The organism is Pararhizobium sp., from assembly GCF_035497515.1.
In the GTDB taxonomy this organism is placed as follows: domain Bacteria; phylum Pseudomonadota; class Alphaproteobacteria; order Rhizobiales; family Rhizobiaceae; genus Pararhizobium.
The window spans coordinates 1-11,852 of the sequence record NZ_DATJDJ010000008.1; the positions used below are offsets into that span (position 1 = coordinate 1).

An 11,852-nucleotide genomic window follows, 5' to 3' on the forward strand; every position below is an offset into this window, starting at 1 on the left:
CGCGACGAGCTGACCGGCGCACTCAGTGATCCCGATCCGGTACGCCGGGCGCAGATCCAGATGCTGAAGCCACTACCGAAGCGATTCTACAAGACCGTCGGCATCGAGGCGCAGGAAGGCGGTCATGCGGTCGTTCTGGACGGACGGCCGGTTCGCACGCCGGCCAAACAGCTCCTGGCCGTGCCGACGCGCGCCGTCGCCGAGCTTCTGGCAGGCGAGTGGGACGCCCAGAAAGAGGTGATCGACCCCGCGACCATGCCGGTGACGCGGTTGGTCAATACGGCGATCGACGGCGTCGCCCAGGATATCCGGGCGGTCTTCGACGATATCCTCAATTTCGCAGGCACCGATCTTCTCTGCTATCGGGCGAGCGAGCCTGTGGAACTGGTGGCGCGGCAGGGAGAGCACTGGGACCCGATAATCGAATGGGCGGCGGAACGGCTCGGCGCGCGCTTCATCCTCGCCGAAGGCGTGGTGCACCAGGCGCAACCGCGCACCGCGATCGATGCAATTGCCGAGGCGTTGCGTCCGCATGCGACGCCGCTCGGGCTCGCCTGTCTGCATATGATGACCAGCCTGACCGGATCGGCCCTCATCGCCATTGCCTTCGCCGAAAAGCGGTTATCCGCCGAACAGGCCTGGTCGCTTGCCCATCTCGACGAGGACTGGCAGATCGAGCACTGGGGAACCGACGAGGAAGCCTTCCAGCGCCGCGAGAATCGCTGGCAGGACATGCAGGCCGCGGCAGCGACGCTCGACGCCCTGCGCTGAGCGTCGCTGCTGTACGGTAATCAGGCCGTCAGTTTCAGGCCGGCGATACCGGCGATGATGAGCGCGATGCAGCCGAGCCGCATGGCCGTTGCCGGCTCGGCGAAAAGGACGATACCGAGAATGACGGTTCCGACCGTGCCGATGCCGGTCCAGACCGCATAGGCGGTGCCGAGCGGCAGGGTCCGCATCGCGATACCGAGCAGGACGACGCTTGCGACCATGGAAGCGCCGGTCAGCACCGTCGGCATCAGCTTGGTGAAGCCCTCGGTATATTTAAGCCCGATTGCCCAGCCGATTTCGAGAAGTCCCGCGAGGAAGAGAATAAGCCAGGCCATGATCAACTCCGTTTGATGGAGCGAGGCCGTCCCCGCGGTTGGGCGGAAGCGGCGATCGTGCCGGATCCGTGCAGCCGTCTGCATGGGGATTTATGCCATCATGGTGCCACCGAGGCAAGGGCCGGCAGTGCATGGCAGCTACTCGCCGCGCTCCTTGCGCAGTTTCGCCCACCAGTCGAGACGCTTGCGGATATCGCGCTCGAAGCCACGCTCTGGCGGATCGTAGAAGGTCTTGCGGCCCATCTTTTCCGGGAAATAATCCTGGCCGGAAAAGGCGTCCGGCTCGTCATGGTCGTAGCGATAGCCGTCGCCATAGCCCTCGCCCTTCATCAGCTTCGTCGGCGCATTGAGAATGTGCTTGGGCGGCAGCAGGGAGCCGTGTTCCTTGGCGGCGCGCATGGCCGATTTATAGGCGGTGTAGACCGCGTTGGATTTCGGCGCGGTCGCCAGATAGACGCAGGCCTGCGCCAAGGCCAGTTCGCCTTCCGGGGAGCCCAGATAATCATAGGCATCCTTGGCGGCATTGCAGATCGCCAGTGCCTGCGGATCGGCAAGGCCGATATCCTCCACCGCCATGCGCACCAGCCGCCGACCGAGATAAAGCGGGTCCTCGCCGGCATCGAACATGCGGCAGAGATAATAGAGTGCCGCATCCGGATCGGATCCGCGCACCGATTTGTGCAGCGCCGAAATCAGATTGTAATGGCCATCCTGGCCCTTGTCATAGACCGGCGCGCGGCGCTGGACGATTTCCTGCAAGGCATTGACGTCAAAGGTCTCGCCCTTGCGCGCCGCCCGCCAGACCTCCTCGGCGAGCGTCAACACGGCGCGGCCATCGCCATCGGCCATGCGGATCAGGCTGGCACGGGCATCGGCATCGAGCGGCAGTGGCCGTGCCTCCACCTGTTCGGCGCGCGCCAGCAGTTCGGCGAGGCTTTCCTCGTCATGCGGCTTGAAGGTGAGGACGCGGGCCCGGGACAAAAGAGCGGCGTTCAACTCGAAGGACGGATTTTCCGTGGTGGCACCGACAAGAATGACCGTGCCATCTTCCATCACCGGCAGGAAGCTATCCTGCTGGGCGCGATTGAACCGATGGATCTCGTCGACGAAGAGCAGCGTCTGGCGCCCACTCGTCCGGCGCAGGCGCGCAGCCTCGAAGACGCGCTTCAGGTCGGCGACGCCGGAAAAGATCGCCGAGATCTGCTCGAAGGCCAGCCCCGCCTCCCCGGAGAGAAGCCGGGCGACCGTGGTCTTGCCGGTACCGGGCGGCCCCCAGAAGATCATCGAGCCGAGAGAGCCGGAGGCGATCATTCGGGCGAGAACGCCGTCCTCGCCGGTCAGATGCGCCTGCCCGGTGACTTCGGACAGGGCCTGTGGGCGCAGACGATCGGCCAGCGGCCGCTTCTCGCTCATGCCGGGCGGCTCGCTTGGGGAGAACAGGTCGCTCATCGGAAAAACTGGCGGATGCGCTGGCCGTTGCGCTCGATTTCCACGCGCCAGAGCGACGGATCGGACTGGGCAAGCGCTTCCAGCGTCTCCGACGTCTCGATCGGCGTGCCGTTGACGGCGACGACGATGTCCTTGGGCTGGAAGCCGACACGGGCGGCCGGCGAACCGCGATTGACCTCGGTAACGACCACGCCCGTAGACGATGTCGGCATATGCAGTTCGTCGGCCAGGCGCGGCGAGAGATTGCCGACCACAGCGCCGGCAAAGGGGTTGCGGCCCTCGATCAGCCGCTCGTCGCGGGGCTTGGTTTCCGGTGCCTCCGCCAGCGTCATCGTCACGTCGCGGGTCTTGCCGTTCTCGCTCACCGTCACCCGCGCGTCATGGCCGATGCCGACCGTGGTCAGGCGGTAGCCCAGCGCATCGGGATGTTCCACCTCGATGCCATTGACGGCAACGATCACCTGCCCCGGCTTGAGGCCCGCCCGATCTGCCGGACTATCCTCCGTCACTGCGCTGACCAGGGCACCGCGGGCACGATCAAGGCCGAGCGCGTCTGCGACTTCCGAGGTCACCGGCTCGAAACGCGCGCCGATATAGGGGCGTGTGAAGCTGCCATTGCCGCCTTCGGCGGAGGCGACGAAAACCTTGACGAGATTGGCCGGAATGGCGAAGCCGACGCCGTTTGAGCCGCCGCCGCGCGAAAAGATCGCCGTGTTGATGCCGATCAGCTGGCCGTTCATGTCGATCAGGCCGCCGCCGGAATTGCCGGGATTGATGGAGGCATCGGTCTGGATGAAGAAGCCGAAATCACCGGAGACGATCTGGTTGCGGGCCAGTGCGGAAACGATGCCGCTGGTGACCGTCTGGCCGACGCCGAAGGGATTGCCGATCGCAAGAACGAGATCACCGACCTCGACCGCATCCGAATCGCCGAAGGGCACGATGTCGAAGGGGCCATCGGACTTGATCTTGAGCACCGCCAGATCGAGCCTGTCGTCCTTGAGGATGACGGTGCTTTCGAATTCCCGGCCATCGGCGAGCGCCACCTTGATGTCGTCGGCATCGGCGATCACGTGATTGTTGGTCACCACGATGCCATCCTGCCCGACAATGACGCCGGAGCCGAGCGAGGACTGCTTTTCAGACCGGTTCGGCATCCGTTGGCCGAAGAACTGCTCGAAGAAGGGGTCGTCTGCAAAGGGAGAGCGACGCTCGACCGTCTTTTCCGCATAGACATTCACCACCGCATTGGCGGTACGCTTGACCAGCGGTGCAAAGGAAAGCTGCATTTCGGCATTGCTCTGCGGCAGGGTCTTCGATGTCTGCGCCTGCACGACGGCGCCCGTCTGGGCAGGCGTATCGGCAGGCTCGCCGGCGGCAAATCCGACGACTGCGACGCCGGTGAAGAGAGCAAGGCCGGACAGGGCGGAAAGGACGAGGACAAGAGGCGAACGGTTCATGCGGGGCATCCTGGCGGTATGGGACAAGAGCAATAGAGATAGGCTTTCAGCGATAGAAAGCAAAGACGGCGGAACCGTGAAATATGCCTTCGCGGATCGCAAATGCCCTGCCCGCCCCTTGCCCGAAACGTAAAACAGCCGGGCTTTTGGCCCGGCTGTCTCAATCGTCCGAAGGATCGGATTCTTATGCTGCTTCAGCGGCTTCCGCTTCGGCGGCAACGCGTGCGATATCCTTGGCGCCCTTGGCGGAGGTGTCGCGATCGACGAATTCGATGACGGCCAGAGCCGCATTGTCGCCGTGACGGAAACCGGCCTTCATGATGCGCAGGTAGCCGCCGTTGCGGGTTGCGTAACGGGTGGCGATGGCATCGAACAGCTTGGCAACGACAGCGACGTCGCGAATCTGCGAGATGGCCTGACGACGGGCATGCAGGTCACCGCGCTTGCCGAGCGTGACGAGCTTCTCGACGATCGGGCGGATTTCCTTTGCCTTCGGCAGGGTGGTGACGATCTGCTCATGCTCGATGAGCGAGGCAGCCATGTTGGCGAACATTGCCTTACGGTGGCTGGCGGTTCTGTTCAGCTTGCGGCCGGCGACGCGATGGCGCATTGCTATTCTCCTTTAAGTGCAGGTACCCCGATCTTTGCTGGGCCTGCCGTTTCCTGGCACATACAGGTTCGAAACCTGCTGTTTGACTGGGAAAGGCAGAGGTTTAACCTGCCTTTTTGTTTGTTAGTATTGGTCTTCGTAGCGCTTGGCGAGATCTTCGATGTTCTCGGGCGGCCATGCAGGCACTTCCATGCCGAGATGCAGGCCCATGGAAGCGAGAACTTCCTTGATTTCGTTGAGCGACTTGCGGCCAAAGTTCGGAGTGCGAAGCATTTCGGCTTCGGTTTTCTGAATGAGGTCGCCGATATAGACGATATTGTCGTTCTTCAGGCAGTTGGCCGAACGGACGGAGAGTTCCAGTTCGTCGACCTTCTTGAGCAGAGCCGGGTTGAACGCCAGTTCGGTGACGGCTTCCTCTTCGGCTTCCTTCTGCGGCTCGTCGAAATTGACGAAGACGCCGAGCTGGTCCTGAAGGATGCGGGCAGCGAAAGCGACCGCGTCTTCACCGGTGACGGAACCATCGGTCTCGATCTGCATCGACAGCTTGTCGTAATCAAGAACCTGACCTTCACGGGTGTTTTCCACCTTGTAGGACACTTTCTTGACCGGCGAATAAAGGCTGTCGACCGGGATCAGGCCAATCGGCGCATCTTCCGAACGGTTGCGGTCGGCCGGCACATAGCCCTTGCCGTTGTTGACGGTGAATTCCATGCGGATTTCGGCGCCCTCGTCGAGGGTGCAGATCACATGGTTCGGGTTGAGGATTTCGATATCGCCAACCGTCTGGATGTCACCGGCGGTAACAACGCCCGGGCCCTGCTTGCGCACGACCATGCGCTTTGCATCGTCGCCATCCATCTTGATGGCGATTTCCTTGATGTTGAGCACGATGTCCGTCACGTCCTCCCGGACACCCGGGATCGAGGAGAACTCGTGCAGGACGCCGTCGATCTGGACCGCGGTAACCGCGGCACCCCGAAGCGACGACAGGAGAACGCGGCGCAGCGCGTTGCCGAGGGTCAGGCCGAAGCCACGCTCCAGCGGCTCGGCAACAAGGCTTACCTTGGTGCGGCCGGAAGAGGAGAACTCGACCTTGTTCGGCTTGATCAGTTCCTGCCAGTTTTTCTGAATCATATGTTTTGCCTTCCGTTCGTTGCCACCATCCAATCGTGGCAACCGAGCCTTGAAGCGCCGGAGGGATCACTCCCTGCCGGCTTGACGAATGGTGCGATTAAACGCGGCGCTTCTTGCGCGGGCGGCAGCCATTGTGCGGGATCGGCGTCACGTCACGGATCGAGGTGATCATGAAGCCCGCAGCCTGGAGCGCGCGCAGAGCCGATTCACGACCGGAACCCGGACCGCAAACTTCGACTTCCAGCGTCTTCATACCGTGTTCCTGGGCCTTCTTGGCCGCATCTTCGGCAGCCATCTGGGCTGCGAACGGGGTCGACTTGCGCGAACCCTTGAAGCCCTTCGAACCGGCCGACGACCAGGCAATTGCATTGCCCTGTGCATCGGTGATGGTGATCATCGTGTTGTTGAACGACGAATTGACGTGAGCGACGCCCGTCGAAATGTTTTTCCGCTCGCGACGGCGAACGCGTGTGGCTTCCTTGGCCATGATAACCCTTTCGTTGATCTCTTCACCGCCGTAACACCAGCGGCTCCACCGGGAAGAGGAAACCCCCTGCCCTGAATATTCAGTCATGCGCGAAGCGACAAACCAATCCGCGCGGCGATATCGTCACTGCCGTAATGCCAGCAGCTCCACCGGAAGGACACGAAGCAGCGCCCCTCCGAAACTAGAAAAGAGGCCGGCGCCAGGCGCCAGCCTCCGCATTTCCCATGCGGGGAAACTTACTTCTTCTTGCCTGCAATCGCCTTTGCCGGACCCTTGCGGGTGCGGGCATTGGTGTGCGTGCGCTGGCCGCGAACCGGCAGCGAGCGACGATGACGCAGGCCGCGATAGCAACCCAGATCCATCAGACGCTTGATGTTCATCGAGGTCTCGCGACGCAGGTCGCCTTCGACCTGGTAGTCGCGGTCGATGGTTTCGCGGATCTGAAGAACTTCAGCATCCGTCAATTGGTGCACACGACGTTCAGCCGGGATACCGACCTTCTCGACGATTTCCTGTGCGAACTTCGCTCCGATCCCGTGAATGTAACGAAGCGCGATTACTACGCGCTTGCTCGTCGGGATGTTGACGCCAGCGATACGTGCCACGCCTGTTCTCCTTGCTTCCAGTTGCCGTCCGGCAATAGGTGCTTCGTTATGCAGCCCAAAGGCCGACGTTAAAATCGTGTTCGGGACACGTCAAAAGAATCGCGCCCGGACTTCGTTCGTGAAATCCGCGCCGATCCCTTGCATGTCGCGAGTTAGCGCGGTCTTTGAAGGAATCGACCACAAAAGTCAACTCCCCGGCGGCCCTTTTTCAAGAACGACCTCTCAGGCGTCGGCCGAAGCCGAAGCCAGTATCCTGTTGATTTCGGCGGTGACGGTCTCAACCGCCGCCATGCCGTCTACCGTACGAAGCTGGCCGGTCATCGCATAATGCTGCGACAGCGGCGCCGTCTTCTCGCGATATTCGACAAGCCGTTTCCTGAACGCTTCCGGATTGTCGTCGGAGCGAACCTTGCCGCCTGCGGCAAGTGTTTCAGCTACCCGATTCTCGATCCGCCGCACAAGAGCGGTTTCATCGACTTTCAATTCGATTACGGAATCGAGCTGCAAACCTTTTCCCTTGAGCATGGCATCCAGCGCCACGGCCTGCGGGACGGTGCGCGGATAGCCATCGAGAATGAAGCCGGCGGCGCAATCGGCCATGTCGATCCGGTCCGAAACGATCTCGTTGACGATCTCGTCGGAGACCAGCTGGCCAGCGTCCATGACGGCCTTGGCGCGCTTGCCGACATCGCTGCCGTCGGCCACGGCCGCCCGGAGCATATCGCCGGTGGACAGTTGCGGAATGCCGTATTTTTCTGTCAGGAGCTTGGCTTGCGTTCCCTTGCCAGCTCCCGGCGGTCCCAGAAATATCAGTCTCATCGGCCCCTCTTCCCTCCGCGCAGCTTTGATTTCTTGATCAGCCCCTCATATTGCTGAGCAATCAGGTGACCCTGTATCTGTGCTACAGTATCAAGGGTCACGCTGACAACAATCAAAAGCGACGTACCACCAAGGTAGAACGGCACGCCGGTCTGCGCGATGAGAACTTCAGGCAGAATGCAGACGAAGACCAGATAGAGCGCGCCGACCGCGGTGATGCGGGTCAGCACGTAATCGATATATTCCGCAGTGCGCTCGCCCGGGCGAATACCCAGGATGAAGCCGCCGTGCTTCTTCAGATTGTCGGCCGTATCCTTCGGATTGAAGACGATGGCCGTATAGAAGAAGGCGAAGAAGGCGATCATGGCGCCGGAGAGGATCATATAGAGCGGCTGGCCGTGGCCGAGCGCGGCAATAACCGTGGTCGCCCAGCCGGGAAGGCTCGCGCTATTGGCAAAGCCTGCAAGCGTTGCCGGCAGAAGCAGCAGCGACGAGGCGAAGATGGCAGGAATGACGCCAGCCGTGTTGAGCTTCAGCGGCAGATGCGAGGTATCGCCCTGGAACATCTTGTTGCCGACCTGGCGCTTCGGATACTGGATCAGAAGCCGGCGCTGCGCCCGCTCGACGAAGACGATCAGCGCGATGACGGCCACCACCATGACGATGACGGCCAGGATGAGCGGCGTCGACAGGGCGCCGGTGCGGCCGAGTTCCAGCGTTCCGGCAAAGGCGGACGGCAGAGCGGCGACGATGCCCGCGAAAATGATCAGCGAAATGCCGTTGCCGATGCCGCGCGAGGTGATCTGCTCACCCAGCCACATCAGGAACATGGTGCCGCCGAGCAACGAAATGACCGTCGAAACCCTGAAGAACCAGCCTGGATCGGCCACGAGACCGTTGCCGCTTTCAAGGCCGGCGGCGATGGCATAGGCCTGCACCGTGCCGAGCAGAACCGTGCCGTAGCGCGTATACTGGTTGATGACCTTGCGGCCCTGCTCGCCTTCCTTCTTCAACTGTTCGAGCGAAGGGACGACGGAGGTCATCAGCTGAACAATGATGGAGGCAGAGATATAGGGCATGATGCCGAGCGCGAAGATCGCCATGCGCTCGACGGCGCCACCCGAAAACATGTTGAAAAGGCCGAGAATGCCGCCGCTCTGGCTCTGGAAAGCCTGGGCGAACGCTTCCAGATTGAGGCCTGGCAGCGGGATATAGGTTCCCAGTCGATAGATCAGCAGGGCGCCCAGCGTGAACCAGAGGCGTTTCTTCAGATCATGCGCCTTGGAGAAAGTCGAAAAATTCAGATTGGAGGCGAGCTGTTCCGCTGCAGAAGCCATGCAATTCTCCGCGTAGCCAGTTCGAAACCCGCGGGAAAACCCGGTCGGCTCCGGAAAGGCTATCTTCTTTTATGAAAACCGGCCTGGAAATGATTGCAGACGCAATCCCGTGCCATACCGCGGTTCCCGTTCAATATTCTGCGCCGGACAAATCCGGCCGCGCATTCCGCCCGCCAGTCATATGGGCCATGAGGCTCTCATATGGGAGCAAAACCGCCCGGTGTGAAGCACCCCGGGCGGTCGATAGCGATAATTATTCGGCAGCGCCGGCGAGAAGCTTGATGGCGCCGCCAGCCTTTTCGATCTTTTCGATCGCAGGCTTGGATGCACCGGCAACTTCGAGCGACAGCTTCGCCTTCAGTTCGCCATCGGCGAGAACGCGGATGCCGTCCTTGGCGCGACGGATGACGCCGGCGGCCTGGAGAGCAGCAGCATCGATGGTCTTGGACGCATCAAGCTTCTTGGCATCGATGGCGATCTGGATGCGGCCGAGCGACACAACGACAAAATCCGAACGGAAGATGTTGTTGAAGCCGCGCTTCGGCAGGCGACGGTAGATGGGCATCTGGCCGCCTTCGAAGCCGTTGATGGCCACGCCCGAACGTGCCTTCTGACCCTTGACACCGCGGCCGGCAGTCTTGCCGGATCCGGAGCCGATGCCGCGGCCGAGACGCTTGCGGTTCTTGGTCGAACCTTCGTTGTCTTTGATTTCATTCAGTTTCATGATGGTATCCCCCTCACTTCTCGTCGACGACGCGAACGAGGTGCTGGACGGCCCGGATCATGCCACGAACGGAAGGTGTATCTTCCAGGGTGCTGACCCGGTGCATCTTGTTGAGACCGAGGCCGATCAGCGTTGCGCGCTGTACGGCCGGGCGGCGAATGGGGCTACCGATCTGTTCGACCGAAACCGTCTTCTTTGCAGCTTCTTTCTTGACCATTGTCTGGCTCCCTTATTCTTCGGAAGCAACGCCGGCGGATACGCGGCGGCCCTGCAGGGTGGCATATTTCATGCCGCGCTGAGCTGCGATATCCTTCGGGTGCATCTGGTTCTTCAGGGCGTCGAACGTGGCGCGAATCATGTTGTACGGGTTCGACGAACCGGTCGACTTCGCAACAACGTCATGCATGCCCAGCGTTTCGAACACGGCGCGCATCGGGCCACCGGCGATGATGCCGGTACCGGCCTTGGCAGCGCGCAGCAGAACCTTGCCGGCGCCATGACGGCCATGAACGTCATGATGAAGCGTGCGGCCCGAGCGCAGCGGAACGAAGATCAGTTCGCGCTTGGCAGCTTCGGTGGCCTTACGGATGGCTTCCGGCACTTCGCGTGCCTTGCCATGTCCAAAGCCGACGCGGCCCTTCTGGTCGCCGACGACGACGAGAGCAGCAAAGCCGAAACGACGGCCGCCCTTGACGACTTTCGCGACGCGGTTGATGGCGACGAGCTTATCGACGAATTCGCTGTCGCGCTCCTCGCGGTTCTGGCGATCGTCGCGAGAACCTCTTTTTTCTTGTGCCATTGTCCTTTTCCTTTTTCTTTTCCGGGTGCAATCGGCAGATTGACAAAAGTCGCTTCGGTTTCATTGAACCGAAGCGACCGGGTATTATCTGTGCAGCTTGGTCGAGTCCAGACACGAATGCCTGGAAAAGTGCATCAGAAGTTCAGGCCACCCTCGCGGGCTGCCTCGGCCAGCGCCTTGACGCGGCCGTGATAGATGAAGGCGCCACGGTCAAAGACGACTTCCTTGACACCAGCCTTCGAGGCGCGCTCCGCGAGGAGCTTGCCAACGGCAGCAGCAGCTGCCGTGTCGGCACCCGTCTTGAGCGACGGACGCAGATCCGTGTCGAGTGTCGAGGCAGACGCAACGGTCTTGCCGGCAACATCATCGATAACCTGTGCATAGATGTTCTTCGACGAGCGATGAACGGACAGGCGCAGGCGGCCATTGGCGACTGCCTTGACTTGACGGCGCACGCGGCTGGCGCGACGCACAAGTGTATCTTTCCTTGTAGCCATTTCGCGTGCTCCTTACTTCTTCTTGCCTTCTTTGCGGATGATCCGCTCGCCGGCATACTTGACGCCCTTGCCCTTGTAAGGCTCGGGGCCACGGTATTCGCGGATTTCCGCGGCAACCTGGCCGACCTGCTGCTTGTTGATGCCGGTGACGACGATTTCCGTCGGCTTCGGCACAGCGATCGAAATGCCTTCCGGGGTCTCGTAGACCACGTCATGGCTGAAGCCGAGCGCCAGCTGCAGGTTCTTGCCCTGCATGGAGGCACGATAGCCGACGCCGTTGATCTCGAGCTTGCGCTCAAAACCGTCCTTGACGCCCTTGAAGATGTTTTCGATCATCGTGCGGGACATGCCCCACTTCGAGCGAGCATCCTTGGACTGGTCGACCGGGGTCACCGAGACCATATTATTGTCTTCCAGCTTTACGACGACTTCGTCGTTAGCAACGAAGAAGAGTTCACCCTTCGGGCCCTTTGCAGTCACCGTCTGGCCATTAATCGTGGCCGTGACACCTGCAGGAACCGAAACGGGTTTTTTACCGATACGAGACATTGTTCACCTGTCTGTCCGTTATGGAGATCACTGCTGCCGTATTAGAATACGGAGCAGAGAACCTCGCCACCAACGTTCTGTTCGCGTGCCTGGTGATCAGCCATCACACCTTTCGGGGTCGAAAGGATAGTGATGCCGAGACCGTTCGCGACCTGCGGAATGGACTTGACCGAGACATAAACCCGGCGGCCCGGCTTGGATACGCGGCCGATCTCACGGATCACCGACGCACCTTCGTAGTATTTCAGTTCGATATTGATCTCGGCCTTGCCGTTA

Annotated in this window: 16 protein-coding genes; 1 reads left to right on the top strand and 15 read right to left on the bottom strand. The window is 61.2% G+C overall.

The annotated features are described in order from the left end of the window. Positions 1-771 (top strand): ATP12 family chaperone protein (locus VL202_RS00645; protein WP_325462273.1); only part of this gene is annotated, 771 nt, incomplete at its 5' end. Between the two features lie 20 nt (positions 772-791). Here VL202_RS00645 and sugE read toward each other — a convergent pair. The 15 genes from sugE to rpsH form a co-directional block, all read right to left on the bottom strand. Beyond that, positions 792-1,106, bottom strand: coding sequence for a quaternary ammonium compound efflux SMR transporter SugE (gene sugE, locus VL202_RS00650; protein ID WP_056335878.1), 315 nt, complete (start codon positions 1,104-1,106; stop codon positions 792-794). 138 nt (positions 1,107-1,244) lie between these two features. Next, a complete protein-coding gene (locus VL202_RS00655; RefSeq protein ID WP_056335709.1) occupies positions 1,245-2,555 on the bottom strand; it encodes a replication-associated recombination protein A in 1,311 nt (436 codons plus the stop codon). After that, positions 2,552-4,015: a DegQ family serine endoprotease gene (locus VL202_RS00660; protein WP_414692783.1), complete on the bottom strand. Its 1,464-nt coding sequence runs from the start codon at positions 4,013-4,015 to the stop codon at positions 2,552-2,554. Before VL202_RS00660 ends, VL202_RS00655 begins: the two co-directional genes overlap by 4 nt. Before the next feature lie 184 nt (positions 4,016-4,199). After that, entirely contained in the window at positions 4,200-4,625 is a 426-nt protein-coding gene (gene rplQ / locus VL202_RS00665; protein WP_056335714.1) for a 50S ribosomal protein L17, read from the bottom strand. 123 nt (positions 4,626-4,748) lie between these two features. Further along, positions 4,749-5,759, bottom strand: coding sequence for a DNA-directed RNA polymerase subunit alpha (locus tag VL202_RS00670; RefSeq protein ID WP_037100639.1), 1,011 nt, complete (start codon positions 5,757-5,759; stop codon positions 4,749-4,751). 97 nt (positions 5,760-5,856) lie between these two features. Continuing rightward, the gene (gene rpsK, locus VL202_RS00675; RefSeq protein WP_018328263.1) at positions 5,857-6,246 is read right to left on the bottom strand and encodes a 30S ribosomal protein S11; all 390 of its coding nucleotides are present in this window, start codon (positions 6,244-6,246) and stop codon (positions 5,857-5,859) included. A 236-nt stretch (positions 6,247-6,482) separates the two neighbouring features. Beyond that, positions 6,483-6,851, bottom strand: coding sequence for a 30S ribosomal protein S13 (rpsM, locus tag VL202_RS00680; RefSeq protein WP_037100637.1), 369 nt, complete (start codon positions 6,849-6,851; stop codon positions 6,483-6,485). Between the two features lie 222 nt (positions 6,852-7,073). Continuing rightward, positions 7,074-7,670, bottom strand: coding sequence for an adenylate kinase (locus VL202_RS00685; protein WP_056335717.1), 597 nt, complete (start codon positions 7,668-7,670; stop codon positions 7,074-7,076). Further along, positions 7,667-9,007: a preprotein translocase subunit SecY gene (gene secY, locus VL202_RS00690; protein ID WP_056335721.1), complete on the bottom strand. Its 1,341-nt coding sequence runs from the start codon at positions 9,005-9,007 to the stop codon at positions 7,667-7,669. The genes VL202_RS00685 and secY overlap by 4 nt, the downstream gene beginning before the upstream one ends. A 253-nt stretch (positions 9,008-9,260) precedes the next feature. Next, the gene (gene rplO, locus VL202_RS00695) at positions 9,261-9,731 is read right to left on the bottom strand and encodes a 50S ribosomal protein L15 (RefSeq protein WP_056335724.1); all 471 of its coding nucleotides are present in this window, start codon (positions 9,729-9,731) and stop codon (positions 9,261-9,263) included. A gap of 13 nt (positions 9,732-9,744) precedes the next feature. Then, positions 9,745-9,948: a 50S ribosomal protein L30 gene (gene rpmD / locus VL202_RS00700; RefSeq protein ID WP_056335727.1), complete on the bottom strand. Its 204-nt coding sequence runs from the start codon at positions 9,946-9,948 to the stop codon at positions 9,745-9,747. Positions 9,949-9,960: 12 nt separating this feature from the next. Next, positions 9,961-10,530, bottom strand: coding sequence for a 30S ribosomal protein S5 (gene rpsE, locus VL202_RS00705; protein ID WP_056335730.1), 570 nt, complete (start codon positions 10,528-10,530; stop codon positions 9,961-9,963). A gap of 134 nt (positions 10,531-10,664) precedes the next feature. Next, on the bottom strand, positions 10,665-11,027 hold the full coding sequence (gene rplR, locus VL202_RS00710; RefSeq protein WP_325462274.1) for a 50S ribosomal protein L18: 363 nt from the start codon (positions 11,025-11,027) through the stop codon (positions 10,665-10,667). A 12-nt stretch (positions 11,028-11,039) separates the two neighbouring features. Next, positions 11,040-11,576 carry a 50S ribosomal protein L6 gene (rplF, locus tag VL202_RS00715; protein WP_056335732.1) on the bottom strand — a complete coding sequence of 179 codons (537 nt, stop codon included), beginning with the start codon at positions 11,574-11,576 and terminating at the stop codon, positions 11,040-11,042. Positions 11,577-11,617: 41 nt separating this feature from the next. After that, the coding region (rpsH, locus tag VL202_RS00720) for a 30S ribosomal protein S8 (protein WP_325462275.1) at positions 11,618-11,852 on the bottom strand (235 nt) is incomplete at its 5' end.